The sequence below is a fragment of the Kribbella sp. VKM Ac-2571 genome, assembly GCF_004362255.1.
Taxonomy (GTDB): domain Bacteria; phylum Actinomycetota; class Actinomycetes; order Propionibacteriales; family Kribbellaceae; genus Kribbella; species Kribbella pratensis.
The window spans coordinates 12,063-27,708 of record NZ_SNWS01000001.1; the positions used below are offsets into that span (position 1 = coordinate 12,063).

General features: G+C 66.2%; 17 protein-coding genes and 1 tRNA gene. 6 read left to right on the forward strand and 12 right to left on the reverse strand.

The features are described from left to right. Position 1 precedes the first annotated feature (1 nt). The gene (locus EV651_RS00080; protein ID WP_133780650.1) at positions 2 to 313 is read right to left on the reverse strand and encodes a hypothetical protein; all 312 of its coding nucleotides are present in this window, start codon (positions 311 to 313) and stop codon (positions 2 to 4) included. A 934-nt stretch (positions 314 to 1,247) separates the two neighbouring features. Here EV651_RS00080 and EV651_RS00085 point away from each other — a divergent pair. Both EV651_RS00085 and EV651_RS00090 read left to right on the forward strand, forming a co-directional pair. Further along, positions 1,248 to 1,850, forward strand: coding sequence for an AlpA family transcriptional regulator (locus EV651_RS00085; protein ID WP_133780652.1), 603 nt, complete (start codon positions 1,248 to 1,250; stop codon positions 1,848 to 1,850). Position 1,851: 1 nt separating this feature from the next. Further along, positions 1,852 to 2,373 carry a hypothetical protein gene (locus EV651_RS00090; RefSeq protein ID WP_133780654.1) on the forward strand — a complete coding sequence of 174 codons (522 nt, stop codon included), beginning with the start codon at positions 1,852 to 1,854 and terminating at the stop codon, positions 2,371 to 2,373. Positions 2,374 to 3,102: 729 nt separating this feature from the next. On the opposite strand, the gene EV651_RS00095 is transcribed toward EV651_RS00090, so the two are convergent. The 7 genes from EV651_RS00095 to tenA all read right to left on the reverse strand — a co-directional run bounded on the left by EV651_RS00095 (position 3,103) and on the right by tenA (position 9,111). Further along, positions 3,103 to 3,687 carry a hypothetical protein gene (locus EV651_RS00095; RefSeq protein ID WP_238156558.1) on the reverse strand — a complete coding sequence of 195 codons (585 nt, stop codon included), beginning with the start codon at positions 3,685 to 3,687 and terminating at the stop codon, positions 3,103 to 3,105. Then, positions 3,684 to 4,565, reverse strand: a complete 882-nt coding sequence (locus EV651_RS00100) for a hypothetical protein (RefSeq protein WP_133780658.1) — start codon at positions 4,563 to 4,565, stop codon at positions 3,684 to 3,686. Before EV651_RS00100 ends, EV651_RS00095 begins: the two co-directional genes overlap by 4 nt. A gap of 14 nt (positions 4,566 to 4,579) precedes the next feature. Next, positions 4,580 to 4,756, reverse strand: a complete 177-nt coding sequence (locus tag EV651_RS41130) for a hypothetical protein (protein WP_166658446.1) — start codon at positions 4,754 to 4,756, stop codon at positions 4,580 to 4,582. 337 nt (positions 4,757 to 5,093) lie between these two features. Then, complete coding sequence (locus EV651_RS00105) at positions 5,094 to 6,527, reverse strand: helix-turn-helix domain-containing protein (protein WP_133780660.1); 1,434 nt, start codon at positions 6,525 to 6,527, stop codon at positions 5,094 to 5,096. A gap of 244 nt (positions 6,528 to 6,771) precedes the next feature. Then, positions 6,772 to 6,844 (reverse strand) — tRNA-Lys (locus EV651_RS00110). A gap of 60 nt (positions 6,845 to 6,904) precedes the next feature. Beyond that, positions 6,905 to 8,452, reverse strand: a complete 1,548-nt coding sequence (locus tag EV651_RS00115; RefSeq protein WP_133780662.1) for an NAD(P)/FAD-dependent oxidoreductase — start codon at positions 8,450 to 8,452, stop codon at positions 6,905 to 6,907. After that, on the reverse strand, positions 8,449 to 9,111 hold the full coding sequence (gene tenA / locus EV651_RS00120) for a thiaminase II (protein ID WP_133780664.1): 663 nt from the start codon (positions 9,109 to 9,111) through the stop codon (positions 8,449 to 8,451). The genes EV651_RS00115 and tenA overlap by 4 nt, the downstream gene beginning before the upstream one ends. Positions 9,112 to 9,203: 92 nt before the next feature. Between tenA and EV651_RS00125 the strand changes: the two genes are divergently transcribed. After that, positions 9,204 to 10,913 carry an aminotransferase class V-fold PLP-dependent enzyme gene (locus EV651_RS00125; protein ID WP_133780666.1) on the forward strand — a complete coding sequence of 570 codons (1,710 nt, stop codon included), beginning with the start codon at positions 9,204 to 9,206 and terminating at the stop codon, positions 10,911 to 10,913. 14 nt (positions 10,914 to 10,927) lie between these two features. Here EV651_RS00125 and EV651_RS00130 read toward each other — a convergent pair whose 3' ends face one another. Next, positions 10,928 to 11,560, reverse strand: a complete 633-nt coding sequence (locus EV651_RS00130) for a TetR/AcrR family transcriptional regulator (RefSeq protein WP_166658447.1) — start codon at positions 11,558 to 11,560, stop codon at positions 10,928 to 10,930. Between the two features lie 96 nt (positions 11,561 to 11,656). On the opposite strand from EV651_RS00130, the gene EV651_RS00135 reads away from it, so the two are divergent. Both EV651_RS00135 and EV651_RS00140 read left to right on the forward strand, forming a co-directional pair. Beyond that, positions 11,657 to 12,016, forward strand: a complete 360-nt coding sequence (locus EV651_RS00135; protein ID WP_166658448.1) for an antibiotic biosynthesis monooxygenase — start codon at positions 11,657 to 11,659, stop codon at positions 12,014 to 12,016. Positions 12,017 to 12,096: 80 nt separating this feature from the next. Continuing rightward, complete coding sequence (locus tag EV651_RS00140) at positions 12,097 to 13,089, forward strand: cation diffusion facilitator family transporter (RefSeq protein ID WP_202870098.1); 993 nt, start codon at positions 12,097 to 12,099, stop codon at positions 13,087 to 13,089. On the opposite strand, the gene EV651_RS00145 is transcribed toward EV651_RS00140, so the two are convergent. Further along, positions 13,086 to 13,436, reverse strand: a complete 351-nt coding sequence (locus tag EV651_RS00145; protein ID WP_133780672.1) for a thioesterase family protein — start codon at positions 13,434 to 13,436, stop codon at positions 13,086 to 13,088. The genes EV651_RS00140 and EV651_RS00145 overlap by 4 nt on opposite strands. A gap of 35 nt (positions 13,437 to 13,471) precedes the next feature. Here EV651_RS00145 and EV651_RS00150 point away from each other — a divergent pair, with 35 nt between their 5' ends. After that, a complete protein-coding gene (locus EV651_RS00150) occupies positions 13,472 to 14,083 on the forward strand; it encodes a MarC family protein (protein WP_238156559.1) in 612 nt (203 codons plus the stop codon). A gap of 51 nt (positions 14,084 to 14,134) precedes the next feature. Here the strand turns inward: EV651_RS00150 and EV651_RS00155 are convergent, their stop codons facing one another. Together EV651_RS00155 and EV651_RS00160 are read right to left on the reverse strand one after the other, a co-directional pair. Further along, a complete protein-coding gene (locus tag EV651_RS00155) occupies positions 14,135 to 14,908 on the reverse strand; it encodes a hypothetical protein (RefSeq protein ID WP_133780674.1) in 774 nt (257 codons plus the stop codon). A 14-nt stretch (positions 14,909 to 14,922) separates the two neighbouring features. After that, positions 14,923 to 15,411, reverse strand: a complete 489-nt coding sequence (locus EV651_RS00160) for a SigE family RNA polymerase sigma factor (RefSeq protein ID WP_133780676.1) — start codon at positions 15,409 to 15,411, stop codon at positions 14,923 to 14,925. Positions 15,412 to 15,646: the final 235 nt, after the last annotated feature.

Here is a 15,646-nt window from a genome sequence, read left to right on the forward strand (position 1 = left end):
GCTAGCGGACGATGCCGTGCCGGCGCAGCGTGAGTTCCCGGAGTCTGCGGCGGTCGCTGGCCCTGTGGGTAGCCCGCAGGTCCTCGCCGAGCTTACGGAGCTCGTCGACGCCGGACGGGTCGCTATGGACGGTCAGGTTGGCCAGGCGGGCCGCGAGCGTCGGTTTGCGCAGCGCCTTCAGCTCCGCGCCAACGAGGCCTTCGCCGGCGTCGTTGGCCTGCTTGGCTGCCAGGTTGCGGGCAGCGGTGAAGTCTTCGGGCGGCAGCCCGTAGAGCTCGAGCGCGGTCGCGGTGACATGCACATCAACAACCATGCGATCACCGGCCGTCTGGCGGCAACGCTGTCAGGCGTCGTCGAGGCCCCAGTTTCCGTCGATTGGCGACGCTATGGACATGCCCGGAATCTCGGGCCGTCCGGCATGCTGCGTGTGGCTCTGGTCCACAGTCAGTTGAACGAACTTCGAGGGGAAGCGATGTGCGTCCGGAGTCTGACGCAAGCTGAGGCTGAGAGGCGCTCGAGCCTGTTGACGGTTGAGCAGTATGCGTTGCCGTCGACGTGACTGACCGCCGACCGGTTCGCGCTTGGTATGGCGGGTGACCAGCGTCGTGGGCTCCAATGCCAACCCTCCGCCCCAAAGGCGAGTCAGGAGGCAAGGAAGGCAAGAGGACAAGCGTTTGGAAGGATCGAGGCGAGGTCGGCCGCCTGACTCCAGATCGCCCCACGCAGCTTCGCGGTCCTAAGACGTGCACCCCACGTTCTCGGGGCGTTGCGCCGCCATCAACCCGAGACACTGTCGGTTTCTCTCTGTAATCTGGTCCAACGCGCTTGAAGGGCGGGGGGCATGGGAGGACTTCGGGACCGACCGCCGAAGAAGCCTGGAGACCACAAGTCAAAAGTGGTCCAGAAGGCTCTCAAAGAGATTCTGAAGATGGGGGATGGTGAGCGGTTCAAGTTGGTGGAAGGCGGGCACTGGGGGCTCCTGGTGTGTGACCGCGGCTGCTGCATGATCGGTGTCGACCACACGCCTCGGAACGAGCACGACCACGCCAGTGACCTCCTTGCCGACGCTCGCGCTTGTCCACTCCAGAAGGATGATGTTCGGAACAAACGGCGCTGAGGCGCGTTACAGGTGTGTGATTCGAACCCCTGGCGTCTCAGAGCTTGATTTCGGTGTCCAGGCGACCCACACTGCGAGTATGTTGACCGTTGTCAACACGCAGCCAGGACCAGGAGGGGTGGCCTGACTCATGGGTGATTACGCAATCAAGCTCTGTGCGATCCCGGAGACCAACGACTTCGATCAGCTGATCCACGATTTCTATGAGCACTTCGACGGCAAGATCGCTCGGAGGGGTGACCTCTACTACCTGACCGTCTACGTGACTCACGACCGGCCTCGCAAGGCGGCCATGGCGGCGATCGCCGAACTTGAGTCCATCGAGCTATCGGTCGTCCGGACGGATCCGGACCTGGTTGATATACCGGAGATCGCCGCTCGTTTGGGTCTCAGCCGACAGGCTGTTCACGGCTGGGTTACGGGGGAGCGGCGCAACAGCTTCCCGACGCCACTCGGGTCTCCCGGCGGCAAGCGGATCTGGTCTTGGTTCGATGTCTTGGATTGGGCGCGACAGCATGGGCTCAGTGAGGCTGTTCCTGGGCTTCTGGCTGACGATCGTGCGCACGTCGACGCCTATCTTGCCGATCGTCGAGACAAGGTGATCTCGCTGTCGGACTGGTCGGTTACTCGAGAGGTCGTTCCTGGAGGCCGCTCTACGCGAAGGATGGACTGGCCGCAGGAGCAGTATCACTACACGTCGGAGCGGCACCTCGACATCGGTCCGAGCGTGTAACGTGCCCGACCTGAACGTTGGTGAGCTGCGAAAGCACGCCCAGCCGGTGACGCGATGGATGCGGCTGAGCGACGTGCGTTTGAAGGATTTGCGATGCGTCGGCACTAGCCCTCTGCTAAAAGGCCCCTTCAAGGTGGAAACTACCGTCGAGGTCTCCTGTAAGCAGGTGGATGACACGATGACGGTTGGCGCCCGCTACAGGGTCGAGGCAGTGAGCGAAGCGACCGACGACAGACCGCAGGCTTGGACTGTTCGCCTGCAAATGGTTGCCGACTACGTAGGTCGCGAAGGTGAAGACGAAGCCCCGCCGCAATTCACCAAGGACGAACGCCGGGCTTTCGGCCTGCTGGTTGGACTCGTGACCGTGCATCCGTACGCTCGCGAGGTCATCCAGAGCACATCTGGTCGAATGGGGTATCCGCCCTTCAGTGCGGAGTTGCTCGAATCGACGGCGGCCGCCCCTGATGATGCCACCTTCAGGCTTCTGCCGGGCGAGTTCGCCGAGCCAGATGAGGCGGATTAGCTCTCGGAAGACTGACGTACCCCCATCCCCGATGCGCCATCCCAGGCGACTTGGCGCGTGAGGGCTGGAACATAGTGGGCATCGCGGTCAGGTAGGTCGCGACTCCGAGCCACAGCCACCGCCAAGACTGATCGAGGGAACGGGTGAGCCGCGATTGTCGTAGCCCGGTTTGCCAGGCTTGCAGGCAGCCATGCGATGGTCCAGCGGCGGTCTGCCCAGTAGTGGATGTCGGCGCTGACCAACGTCGGGCAATGACTGCGGTGTAGCTGAGGAAGTGTCCGAGGCGTGGAGGCCGCCGAATTTCGTGGCTGTGGACGGCTACCGCTGGTCAGGCCTGAGATTCGCCAAGCTGGATGCGTCACCGGCCCCGACCCGGAGCCACCGACAGGCGTAGCCGCCGCCCGCATGGTGTCGAGGCGCGAGGCTCAGGCAGGCACGGGCCGATGACATCTGTAGCCCAACCGGTAGCGAGTAACGTCCGGTTGCTGATGGGTACTGGAGCCGTAGGCAACTGTCTGATCTCGGACGAAACCCGTCTCAGCAGAGGACACTTCCATCGCTGCCAGGCTCTCCAACACTTCGGCTCGGTTGAACATCTGCGGATCGGTCGTCACGCCTTCGGGACTACTTGGGGAGACCCACGAACCATCGACACTTGATTGTCAACCGCGATCGGCGCCGCGACATCTCGCGCTGCTTCGTCAGGCGGCGATCGGTCTCAGCGCGAGGTCAGCCCCAGAGGTAGGCGCAGGCGAACGCGATGAACGCGAGTATGAGGACCAGTACCGCATCCCGCATGACGGTGACCAGGACGGCGACGGTTGCGGCACCTACGTGCCGCGTTGCGGCGTACTCCCGAACGAGTTGCTCCTCGACCTTGCCAGCTGATGTGTCGATGAGGTTGCTGAGGCTGGGCGCCCCGATCAGCGACTTGGCGGTGATAACTCCCGCAGCAGCGAATCCAGCAAGAGCGGTGAGCCCTGCGGCCAGAAGGTACACGGCGGTGCCAACCGACCCGTGCGCTGTGCGGGAGTACGAGGCTCCGATCGCGGCACCAAGCACGAGAGTGGTCGTGAAAACCTGTTGCGCTCGAGCTCGTACGTCGCGCTTGTCGGCCTGCTGCTGGTCCATGTCGCGGCGCGCCTCGGATATGTAGAGTTGCCGCTCCTCGGGGCTCCAGCCATCCGACGCGCTGGTCGCTGTCGGCGCTAGCTGGGGGTGCTGGGGAGGCAATGCACCCGGTCGGAACACGACAATGGCGTATCCGACGAGCAGCGCCACTTCCTGTAGGGCGTTGCGTAGGGTCCGCCTCATCGCTGTCCTTCCAAGAAGCGGCCGATGGCGGCGGTAATATCCGCGGCGACAGGCTCGGGGAGAAAGAGCCATTGGCCGGCCGGATTGAGGTCGATGAACCACCAGTCACCAGCGGTGTCCTGGATCCAGTCTTGCGCGCTGTAGCCGACGCTCATCTTCTGGGCGGCCGTCGATGCCAGCGCGTGGACCGAGTCGGCGGCGGGGTTGTTCGTGAACGCGTGATGCGCCTGGCGTGACAACCGCCAGTCTGTCGGAAGGTCGTCGGCGGGGAGCGTGGCGGAGTAGACCTCTGTGCCGACGGTGACGACTCTGGCATGCGTACGAGCGAACACCCGCCGCTGAAGGATGAACGGCGCACCGGCCAGGCCAGATCGAGTCGCGGGGTCGAACGGCGTCGTCGGGACGATCTGCTCGGTGCCTGCTTCGTCGATGAAGCTGCCCGGGCCGAGCGGCTTGGTGACCCAGCCGCTGTCCTCCGGGGCTCTGCGGGGGTCGGTGGTGACTATCCACTCGGGCACGGGCACATGCACGCTCTGCGCGTGCCGATACTGGAGCGGCTTGTTCTCGGCAGACCCGAGCTGACTAACTGGCGTCATCCAACTGATGCGCTCGTCATGCAGGACCGTGGCCAGCGCGGAGAGGCTTGCCGTGCGTTGGGCTCCGATTAGCGTTCGTGCGTCAAGCGAGGTCGTCCACGACAGGGGAGCCAGGCGGCGGATCCATCCACGGTCGGGATGGATCGGTTGCCCATCGTTTTCGAGCCCTTCGGCTGTGATAGTCAGCGACCGCTGAGCGAAGCTCGCAGCGTCGATGACGTGAACGTCACCGCGAACTGCGGCGCGCACGGCAGCGACGTGGGGGTCGCCGGGGTCTCCCACGATCAGGCTCGCAGTCAGCGTACGACTCCAACGTGCATCAACAGCGCGGCCCGATCGTTGTCGACTGTCTCGACCGAGGCCGTGAGCATCGTGCCCGGCGGGTAGGGATTCGGATTGCCGGGGGGATCGGGCACCTCGATCGCGTTGATGGAGTAGAGCGACGGTGATACGTCAGCAGAGAACTCGCACATGGCACCACCATAAGTGCTCCCTCCGACAGTTTCGGTTCCAGCTTCGGCCGGAAGGAATTCCGCAGTTGTCGGTGTCGTGAGCGTCTGATCTCGGATCCAGCCACTGCGACCGTATGTGCACCGTCCCACGGATTTGCCTGCGAGTTTCAACACTTGCTAACGCAACTGGCAAGGCTCAGATGAGGCACCGAACCACCCAGAATCCGCTTGTGGCAGGAGATCTGAGCACCAACGAGGGGAAACAGAAGTGGACTCATCGGCGCGGATCAGGGTCAGATCAGCTGAATCTGCCGGCATCGGGCGGACTCGCTGACAGCCACTTGGCGAGGCTGGTTGGTCAGAGGACGTCTGGGTTTTCAAAGGCTCGTTCGAGGGCTTGGGCGGCGGCGGGGTTGGCGGCTTGGCGGCCCATGTAGATGTCTTGGGTGATGGAGACTTTGGCTTGGCCCAGTTGGTCGGCGATTTGGCGGGCGGTGTGGCCGGCTTGGTCGAGGGCGGTGGCGGTGGTTTTGCGGAGGGCGTGGGAGCGGATCCAGGCGAGCTTGTCGGACTCGGTCGGCTGGGTGGCTTTTTCGACCTGGCTGATTAGGTCCGGCTGATCGTCGAGGGTGATCTTGTAGGTCGTGAGCAGTTCGGTGACGAGTTGGTGGTCGACTTTGATGCGGCCAGTTTCGACGAGCTCGATCCGGGTTTTCGGCCAGGTGAGGATCTTGGCGACCTCCTCGCGCGAGAGGTCCGCTGCGCGGCGGAGGGATCGGAGGGTGAGGCCGAGGTCGCGGCGGGTCGTGCTGCCTACGGGGGAGAGGGCTGTGCGGAGGGCTCGGCGGGTATTGGAGGGGTCGCGATAGCCGCCGTGGGTGTCGGCGAAGATGGGGGCGTCGAGGCGGATGCCGGCGGCGTGGCGGGAGCGGAGTACGGCGAGGGCCCAGTTGGGGAGGTGGAGGAGGCGTTCGCCGGCTCGTGACTTGGTGCTTTTGCGGATGAGGCCTTCGCCTTTGACACGGACGATGGTGTGGGTGATCTGGACGGTGCCAGTTTCGAGGTTGACTTGGGACCAGAGGACGGCGAGGGATTCGCCGATGCGGACGCCGGTGCCGAGCATGAAGGCGACCAGGTCGGGTAGGTCGGCTTCGGCGGCGCGTTCGTCTGCGGCGAGGCTTCGCCGGAGGAGGGTGACTTCGTCGTTGGTCAGGGCTCGTGGCGGGTTCTTCGGCCGGGTCTCGATGGTCTCGATCTCGCGGACCGGGTTGACCGTGATGGCGCCGTAGCGGACAGCGAGGCTCATCATCCCGGACAGCACGGCGCGGCAGGTCTTGGCTCGTGGGGCGCCGGCGCGTTGCTTGATCTGTGCGACGACTGTGTCGATGCGGGGTGTGGTGGCTTCGCCGATGCGGAGCTCGCCGAGGGCGGGGCGGATGTGGTTCTTGATGGCACCTTGGTAGTTGTCGAGCGTGGTGGGTGAGCGCTTGCCGTCCTTGACCCACTCCGTGAACTTCTTCTCGAACAGGTCGATGAGGTCGCTCATCTTGTGCATCGCGGTCAGTTCGCCGGCGTGGCGGCCTGTCTTCGCGCGGTCCTGGAGCTTCTTCAGGAGAGCGCGCTCAGCGGCCGTCTTGGTCTTGCCGTAGGCGGAGACCGGCCGGACATGGCCATCGTGGTCGCGGAATCTGGCCTGCGACTTGTGCTTGACGGGCTTGCCTTTGTCGTCGGTCTGCAAGACCCAAGTGGAGATCGCGCCCCAGGTTCCGATGGGCAGTGGTGCTCTCGGCATGTCAGGCCTCCAACCGGTACGACGGTTGGATGCTCAACGCTTGTCGGCGTGGAGAATCCGAGAAGTCGGCAACGATGCGAACCGATGTGATGTGACGCACAGTCACGATCAGATGAAGCCCGCAGGGAAGAGGTGGGGCGAGCGCCGACGGATCAGCTCGATGCGGCGATCCGGGAAAGTGGTGCGTAAGTGGTGCGCGACGGACATGAAGAAACCCAGGGCACCTTGGTGACCTGGGGTTTTGTGCGCCGCCAGGGACTCGAACCCCGAACCCGCTGATTAAGAGTCAGCTGCTCTGCCAATTGAGCTAGCGGCGCTTGGTGTTGCTTTCGAACGAAGAGGATCGTAGCAGGGGGATCGGGGAGATGCGAAATCGGTTAGCGGGTGAGGATGGTCATGGCGGCGTTGTGGCCGCCGAGGCCGGAGACGGCGCCGCCGCGGCGGGCGCCGGAGCCGCAGATCAGGAGGTTGGCGACGTCGGTTTCGGTACCCCAGCGGCCGGTGTCGGAGGGGTCGGTGGCCCAGGGCCACTGGAGGTCGCCGTGGAAGATGTGGCCGCCGGGCATGCCGACGGATTCCTCGATGTCGTACGGCGTCTTGGCCTCGATGCACAGGTTGCCGTCGGCGTCCCGGGCGATGCAGTCCTCGAGCGGCTCGGCGAGGTACGAGTCCAGGCCGGCCAGTACCCGCCGCACGGACTCGGCCCGGGCCGAATCGTTGTCGGAGGCAAATAAACGGGCGGGGAAGTGCACGCCGAAGACGGTCAGGGTGTGGTGGCCGGAGGCAACGAGGTCGGGGGAGAGGATCGACGGGTCGGTGAGCGAGTGGCAGTACACCTCGGACGGCGGTACGGCGGGCAGCTCGCCGGTGGCGGCGGATCGGTACGCCGTCTCGAGTTGGCTGTAGTCCTCGTCGATGTGGAACGTGCCGGCGAACGCCCGCGCCGGGTCGTCGCCGGACTTCAACGCCGGCAGGTGACGCAGCAGCAGGTTGATCTTCAGCTGCGACCCCTCCGGCTTCTCGACGCCGATCTGACCACGCAGCGCAGCCAGCGTCGACGGTGCGACGTTGGACAGCACCCAGGAGCAGTCGACGGATCGCTCACCGTCCCCACCGAGCCACGTCACCGATCCACGGGTCCCGTCTGCTTCGACCGCGGTGACTGCAGCGTTGGTGACCAGTGCGGCGCCAGCACGCCGCGCAGCAGCGGCCAGTGCGTCAGTGACCGCCCCCATGCCGCCGACGGGCACCCGCCACTCGCCGGTGCCGTTGCCGATCAGGTGGTAGAGGAAGCACCTGTTCTGGATCAGTGACTCCTCGTGCAGCCCGGCGAACGTTCCGATGACGCTGTCCGTCGCGACGACCCCACGGACGGTGTCGTCGGTGAAGCGTCGCTCGATGGTCTCTCCGAGCGGCCGCTCGATCAGCTCGTCCCACAGTGCGCCGTCCACGCGAGAGCGGAGGTCAGCTGCCGGCTGGAGCGGCTCCAGCAGAGTGGGAGCGACAGCAGCGGCCAGCGAAGCGACCGAGCCGTAGAAGTCCGTCCAGGCCTCGTACTCCGCGTCGCTCTCGGTGAGCGCGCGGAACGAGTCCCTGGTGCCGGCGCCTTCCGGCCGCTCGACCATCAGGCCGACGTCGCGTCCAGAGCGGCGTACCGGGGTGTACGACGCGACTGCGCGGGACCGGAGCTCCAGGTTGAGGCCCAGGTCTGCGGCGATCTTGTCGGGCAGCAAACTGACCAGGTACGAGTAACGCGACAGCCGCGCGTCTACGCCCGGGAACACGCGCTCACTGACGGCTGCGCCGCCGGTGTGCGACTGCTGCTCCAGGATCAGCGTGGAGAGACCGGACTGTGCCAGGTATGCGGCGGCGACGAGACCGTTGTGCCCGCCGCCGACGATGACGACGTCGTAGAAGTCCTTCATCCCATCGGCCAATCCAGCTTGTGGTACGCGGCGTCCCAGAACATCCATTCGTAGCGGCACGTCATAGCGAAGTGCTGATGACAACGTTCCCGCTCCGCGGCTCCCACGTCCAGCCCGTCCGTCACAGCGAGCACGGACTCGACTACGGCGTCGAACTCCTCAGACCCGTATGTCTCGATCCACTTGCGGTACGCCGGGTCCGGTGACGACCGTTTGAGCAGCTCCCGCCCCACGTCCCGGTAGATCCAGTAGCAAGGCAGTACGGCGGCCACAGCCTCGGCGTACGTACCTGTGGCGCACACAGCGGTCAGATAGGACATGTACGCCGTAGTGGTCGGACCGGATCCAGCCGTGTCCACGTCTTCCGCAGTCAGCCCCAGTGACGCTAGCAATGAGGCGTGGAGTTCCCGCTCTACCGCGATGGCGTTGGCGGCGTGCAGCGCGAACATGCTGACCGCGTCCTCGTCGAGCGCGCGGCCGGCGACCAGACTGAGCGCCCGCGAGTACGCGCGGAGGTAGTGGCTGTCCTGGACGATGAAGTACCGGAACGCGTCGTGGTCGAGGGTGCCGTCGGTGAGTCCCGTGATGAACGGGTGCCGGACGATCTCGTCGTACACGGGGGCCGCCCCGCGCTCCCACAGCTCGCTGGAAAACGTCATCCCCACTCCTCGCCGTCGACTGGCACCGACCCTATCCACAGGGCACGAACTCATCACGAGACGCAGGTCACTTCCCGGCCATACTCTGAGACATGAACATCCAGGAGATGCCGCCGGAGTCGCCGTTGCTGCGGCGGATCCGGGCGTCGGTGATCGGTGACGACCAGGTGATGCCGGGTCCGTACGGTCCGCGCCGCGTCACGTACGCCGACTACACGGCGTCCGGGCGGGCCCTGACCTTCCTGGAGGACTTCATCCGCGAGGAGGTTCTCCCGCGGTACGCGAACACTCACACCGAGTCGAGCGGGACCGGTCTGCAGACGACCCGGTTGCGCGAGGACGCCCGGCGCATCATTCACAACAGCGTCGGCGGCGACGACGAGACCGCGCTGATCTTCTGCGGCTCCGGCGCGACCGGGGCGATCGACAAGCTGATCGGGATCATGGGACTGCGGATCCCGGCCGAGCTCGACGACAGGTACCACCTGACCGACCAGATCCCGGCGGAGCAGCGACCGGTCGTCTTCATCGGCCCGTACGAGCACCACTCGAACGAGCTGCCCTGGCGCGAGTCGATCGCCGACGTGGTGGTGATCTCCCAGGACGCGGACGGTCACATCGACATCGACCAACTCGAGGCGAGACTGCAGGAGTACGTCGACCGCCCGCTGAAGATCGGCTCGTTCTCGGCGGCGAGCAACGTCACTGGCATCGTCAGCAACACGCAGCGCGTCTCCGCTCTCCTGCACCGGTACGGCGCGCTGTCGTTCTGGGACTGCGCCGCGGCCGCGCCGTACGTCGAGATCGACATGTACGGCGGACGCGACCAGGACCCGTTGTCGTACAAGGACGCGATCTTCCTCAGCCCGCACAAGCTGATCGGCGGCCCGGGGACGCCCGGCGTACTCGTTGCGCGCCGTGAGCTGCTTCGCAACCGGGTGCCCGACGTACCGGGTGGGGGGACGGTCGCGTATGTGAACCCGCTCGAGCATCGATACCTGGACGATCCGGTGCACCGCGAGGAGGGCGGGACGCCGGCGATCATCGGGTCGATCCGGGCCGGGCTGGCGTTCCAGCTGAAGCAGGCCGTCGGAATCGACGTGATCCGCGCGCACGAGGACGCCTACCTGCGGCGCGCGGTCGAAGCGTGGAAGGCAGAGCCGAACCTGCAGATCCTCGGCAACCTGGACGCAGAGCGGCTGTCGATCGTGTCGTTCGTGGTGAAGGCGCCATCGGGCCGGTACCTGCACCACAACTTCGTGGTCGCTTTGCTGAACGACCTGTTCGGAATCCAGTCCCGCGGCGGCTGCTCGTGTGCAGGCCCGTACGGTCACACCCTGCTCGGGATCGACCTCGACCGGTCGCACGAGTTCGAGGAGGAGATCCTGCACGGCTGCGAGGGGATCAAGCCCGGCTGGGTGCGGGTCAACTTCAACTACTTCATCTCGGAGGCCGTTTTCACGTACGTCGTCGAGGCCGTCAAGCTCATCGCCCGCGAGGGTTGGCGGCTGCTCGGCGACTACCGCTTCGACCCGGCCAACGGGCTGTGGCGGCACCACCGCGGCCCGGTGGAGCCGCCGATGCGGCTGTCGCAGGTCGGGTACGACGCCGACGGCAAACTCAGGTATCCGCGCCACGACCACACGGCTCCCGAGTCCGCCCTCGACGACTACCTCGCCGAGGCCCGCGAACTCCTCTCCACCTGCCAGGACCACAGCCTGTTGACAGAGGGCCAGGTCAACACGGAGTTCGATCACCTCCGCTGGTTCGACCTCCCGTCCAGGTGCCTGCTGCCTGACTGACCGACTGCTGCGGTTCAGGGGGCCGCGTACCTCGAAGCCTGCTCGTCCACCGCGGCTCTGATCAGTGCCCTGGCGGCCCAGGTCGAGGCTTGGACCTGGCTGTCCGCGTCGAGGCCACGGAGGTCTTGGAGGACGATGAGGGCTTCCCAGCCGACGACCATCGCAATCCCGGAAACGAGTTGCTCGAAGAGGTCCTCGTCGAGATCCGCACGCAGCGGCTCGATGGCCCGCTCGATCCAGGCGATCCGCCGGTAGCCCCGCTTCGGCTGCTCAGCGTCCTCCGCCAGGTCGACCGTCAACCGGATCAACGAGCGCCCGAGTGGTAGGGATGACGCAGCCGCATCGCCCAGGGCCCGGATCATCGCCTCGACACGTTCGGTTGCGTCGGCGTGCTCGGCTGCGGAGTCGATGGCCGCGTCGACGTCGGTTTGTGTGAGCAGACCGAGCGTTGCGTCGAGCAGGAGCTGGTCGAGCGTCGGGAAGTACTGATAGATGGTGCGCCGCGACACGTCCGCGGCGTCGGCGATCTCGTTGATCCCGGGCGCGGACCGCCCCTGGCGGAGCAACTCCGCGGCGGCGTCGACGATCGCGGCCCGCGTCCGCCGCCGCTGGCGAACCCGCCCCGATTCTTCCGCAGTCTCACTCACCAGAGCCCTCGATCTCCTCTTGACGACAGGCACAGAAGATGAGTATACCTGAGTGCAGTCATTGCACTCCAGTGCAACGAAAAGGGAGGAATGAGAATGAACCAGCTGTCGGCAGAGGCGCGGATCGCCCCCGCGGGAGACCACGTGGCCACCGGCCCGGTCACTTTGATGAACCGGTTCGCAGTACGGCCCGAGCGCGACGAGGCGTTCCACGCGCTGTGGACCGAGACCAGCAAGTACTTCATGGCGCAGCCGGGCTTCGTCTCGTTGCGCCTGCACCGGGCGGTCTCCTCCGAGTCCGAGTTCCGGTGGGTCAATGTCGCCAACTGGGAGTCGGAGGCGCACTTTCGAGCCGCGCATGGCACCGAGGAGTTCCGACGGGTCGTGACGCAGCCCGGGTGGGCGGAGTTCCCGAGTTCCCCGACGCTGTTCGAAGTCGTTACGGCGGTCGGGTAGCACGGCGTCCGAGTACGGAGCCTGCAGACCTTACTGCGGGTTGATCAGGGTGCGAATGCCGTGGCCTCTAGAGTCTGACTGTGAGCAGCTCGGAGGATGACGCGTCCGGTGGCGAGAGCCTTCTGACAGTGCTGGTCGCGCTCGCGGCGAACCTGCTGATCGCACTCGCCAAGACCGTGGTCGCCGTGATCACCGGGTCTGCCTCGATGACGGCAGAGGCGGCGCACTCCTGGGCGGATACCGGCAACGAGGTGTTCCTGCTAGTGGGGGAGCGGCGGGCGCGGAAGCCGGCCGACCAGTCGCATCCGCTCGGGTACGGGCGGGTCGGGTACATCTGGTCGATGTTCGCCGCGTTCGGGCTGTTCACGGTCGGCGCCGCGGTCTCGGTGTGGCACGGCATCCAGTCGCTGCAGCACGGTGCGGCAGAAGGTACGTCGTACGGCTGGGCGTACGCCGTGCTCGGGGTCTCGTTCGTGCTCGAGGGGCTCTCGTTCGCGCAGGCGCTGCGCCAGACCAAGGCGGGTGCGCTGCAGCGGATGCTGCGCCCGTGGCGGTACGTGCGGCTGACGTCGAACCCGGTGCTCCGGGCGGTGTTCGTCGAGGACCTGTCCGCGCTGATCGGCATCCTGATCGCGGCGCTCGCGATCCTGCTGCATCAACTGACCGGCAATGCGGTCTGGGACGCGATCGGCTCGATCGTGGTCGGGATCCTGCTCGGTTGTGTCGCGCTGTTCCTGATCAGCCGGAACATGGACTTCCTGACCGGTGAGGCGGTCACGCCGCTGGCCCGGAACCGGGTCCTCCGCGCGCTGCTCGCGCACCAGGACATCGAGCGCATCAGCTTCCTGCACATGGAGTGGGTCGGCGCCGACCGGATCTTCCTGGTCGCCGCGGTCGATGTCGTGGGCAACGACGTCGAGTCCGAGGTCGCCGCCCGCCTCTACGCGATCGAGGACGCGCTGAACGCCCGCCCCGAGATCCAGCAGGCGATCCTCACACTCTCCCGCCCCGGTGACCCGACGAGCCTCGAGCCCGCCGAGCTACCGCGCTGGTACGTCGAGCGACCTGTCTAGGGCACGTTCGCGAGGAAGCGTCCGCGGTCGACCACGACGCGTTCGAGCTCGCCGTCCGCGATCAGTTGCCCGGCCGAATTGGTCGCGCGGACCTGGAAGCGCAGATGGCGGCCGTCCACCTCGGGGCCGTCCGCCACGACGTCCACGGTGTCGCCGACCCGGGTCGGCAACCGATGGCGGATGCGTACCGACGTACCGACCGAGGTCTCGCCGGGACCGAGCACGTTCAGGGCGAGCTGGGCAGTCGTGTACTCCAGCCAGGTGATCAGGCGGGGAGTCGCGAGGACCTCGACGTCGCCGCTGCCGACGGCGAGTGCGGTGTCGGCGGCGGTCACCTCGTGGCGCACGGCGGGTCCTCTCTGAGCCGTGTACGCTCCCGACCGTGGAGCCCGTACACGTTGCGGTTTCGGCGTTGGCTGCATTGTTGCCGATCATGAACCCGATCGGGGCGCTGGCCACCTTCGCAGGTCTGACCGACGGCGTCGACCGCGCCGCGATGAAGCGTCAGGCGGTGATGACCGGCGTCTACGTCCTGGGGATCCTGACCGTCTTCGCCCTGTTCGGCACGCTCGTGCTGGAAGGGCTGGGGATCGGTCTGCCCGCGCTGCAGATCGCCGGCGGCCTGGTGGTCGCGCATTCCGGCTTCGGGATGATCGTGGCCCGGGAGACCCTGACCGAGGACGAGAAGACGCACGGGTCGGTCAAGCCGGACGTGTCGTTCTCGCCGATGGCATTGCCGCTGATCGCCGGACCGGGAGCGATCGGTGTGGTGATCGCCCTGACCGCACGCCATCCCGGGATCACCAACCGGCTGAGCGTGATCGTGGCGTCGGTCGTGATTGCCGCCCTCGTGGCGGCCCTGCTGCGTTTCGGTACGCCGCTCGTCGACAAGCTCGGCCCTACGGGCCTGGGCGCTCTGAGCCGCATCATCGGCTTCCTGACGCTGGCTATCGGCGTCGAGCTGGTAACCCACGGCGTACTTGCGGCGAAATAGCGAGCCCACCGCGTCCCTCCGACGAGGGGAAGCGATGGGCTCACCGCACCTCTACTTCGTGGCCTTGGAGGGGGAGACCGGAGGGAGTTTCCAGGCCTTGCTCTTCGCGAGGGCCGAGAGGTCCTCGACAGAGAGGAGGGGCTTGGGGCGGGTGTGCTGCTTGCCCTTCTCCGCCGGGGCGTTGTAGCTGGTCAGGTTGATGTTGCGGCCGTCGCGACGGAACAGGACCACGTAGTTGCTGACGACGCCGTACTCCGCCTGCCGGCTGTCGCTGTACTCAGGCGACTCCTTGGAGACGTAGAGGACCGACCCGTCAGGCAGGGTGCTGCACCCGGTGCGCTTGGGCACACACGGGTTTCCCTCGCCGCCGCCGGAGAGCATGACGTCGACTCGGGCGGCGCCGTGACCGTCGTTGACGACGTACGCCGCACCTGCGAAGTCACCCCCGCCCCAGGTCTCGGGGTTCGAGAAGGTCCGGCCAGGCGCCGCGACCAGTTCCTTCAGCGTTGCCAGCGTCTGCTTCGGGTTCACCCCCGCGGGCTTGGCCGTCGGGGTGGCCTTGGCCGACGGCTTTGCCGAGGGCTTGGCGGTCGGCACGGGCGAACCGGCGACCGCGGCGTTCGTGGGGGAGCCGGCCAGATGGATCCCGCCCGCGATCAGGCCCGCGGTGGCCAGCACGGCCCCGGCACCGGACGCCGTGGCGATCGCCGTACGCCGACGCCGCAGCCGCAGCCCCTGCGCAACGCTGCGTTCCAGCAGATCGGGTGTGACCGGCTCGAGGTTCTCGGTGGCTCGGTGCATCAGATCGGTGAGTTGGGTGTTCATGGTTCTCCTCAGGCTCAGAGCGCGATCAAGTGGTCGGCACCGTCACCGAGAACCGCCCGCAGACGGTCCAGGGCGCGGGCGGTGCGAGTGGTGATCGCACTGGTCTTCTTGCCAAGATCGAGCGCCACCTGCTCGACGCTGCGATCTTCGAAGAACCGCAGCACCAACACGGCCCGATCCAACGGCGCCAGCTCCGCCAGTGCGCTCTGCAAAGCCATCCGCAGCTCCGGATCCCCTACCCGCTCAGCGGTCTCCGGCAGCTCAGCGGTAGGCCGCTCCGACCAGCTCTTACGCCGCCGCTGCGAGATGTACGTCCGCACCAGAGCAGTCCGCGCATAAGCAGCAGGACTGTCGATCCGCTGCCAGACCTTCAGCAGATTCGCGAGCGTCTCCTGCACCAGATCCTCAGCATGATGCCGATCCCCAGCCAGCAACCAAGCAGTCCGATACAGCCGCGGTATCTGCACCCGCGCGAACTCCTCGAAGTCCTCAGTCGTACCCATCCACACCTCCTGTAGGCGCCTCTGCCTGAAGAGACGCACTGAGGAGACGCTCAGATCACACTCAACTCAGAACACCTTGGAAAGAACCCAAACCGAGAACGCCAAAACCCCCACCACAAACGTCACAAGTACAACGACCCCATACCCAAACCACGCGCTCCCGCTCAACTTCACCGGAACATCCTCCCACGCGAGTTATCAGCGACAAACGAACTGGACCACGGAGCCGAGCGAA

Excerpts from the sequence above, each read along its gene's own strand:
- EV651_RS00105 (WP_133780660.1), bottom strand. The coding sequence starts at position 6,527 with ATGCCGAGAGCACCACTGCCCATCGGAACCTGGGGCGCGATCTCCACT.
- EV651_RS41130 (WP_166658446.1), bottom strand. The coding sequence starts at position 4,756 with ATGTGCGAGTTCTCTGCTGACGTATCACCGTCGCTCTACTCCATCAAC.
- EV651_RS00155 (WP_133780674.1), bottom strand. The coding sequence starts at position 14,908 with ATGAACACCCAACTCACCGATCTGATGCACCGAGCCACCGAGAACCTC.
- EV651_RS00160 (WP_133780676.1), bottom strand. The coding sequence starts at position 15,411 with ATGGGTACGACTGAGGACTTCGAGGAGTTCGCGCGGGTGCAGATACCG.
- EV651_RS00080 (WP_133780650.1), bottom strand. The coding sequence starts at position 313 with ATGGTTGTTGATGTGCATGTCACCGCGACCGCGCTCGAGCTCTACGGG.
- EV651_RS00115 (WP_133780662.1), bottom strand. The coding sequence starts at position 8,452 with ATGAAGGACTTCTACGACGTCGTCATCGTCGGCGGCGGGCACAACGGT.
- EV651_RS00135 (WP_166658448.1), top strand. The coding sequence starts at position 11,657 with ATGAACCAGCTGTCGGCAGAGGCGCGGATCGCCCCCGCGGGAGACCAC.
- EV651_RS00095 (WP_238156558.1), bottom strand. The coding sequence starts at position 3,687 with ATGAGGCGGACCCTACGCAACGCCCTACAGGAAGTGGCGCTGCTCGTC.
- EV651_RS00125 (WP_133780666.1), top strand. The coding sequence starts at position 9,204 with ATGAACATCCAGGAGATGCCGCCGGAGTCGCCGTTGCTGCGGCGGATC.
- tenA (WP_133780664.1), bottom strand. The coding sequence starts at position 9,111 with ATGACGTTTTCCAGCGAGCTGTGGGAGCGCGGGGCGGCCCCCGTGTAC.
- EV651_RS00085 (WP_133780652.1), top strand. The coding sequence starts at position 1,248 with ATGGGTGATTACGCAATCAAGCTCTGTGCGATCCCGGAGACCAACGAC.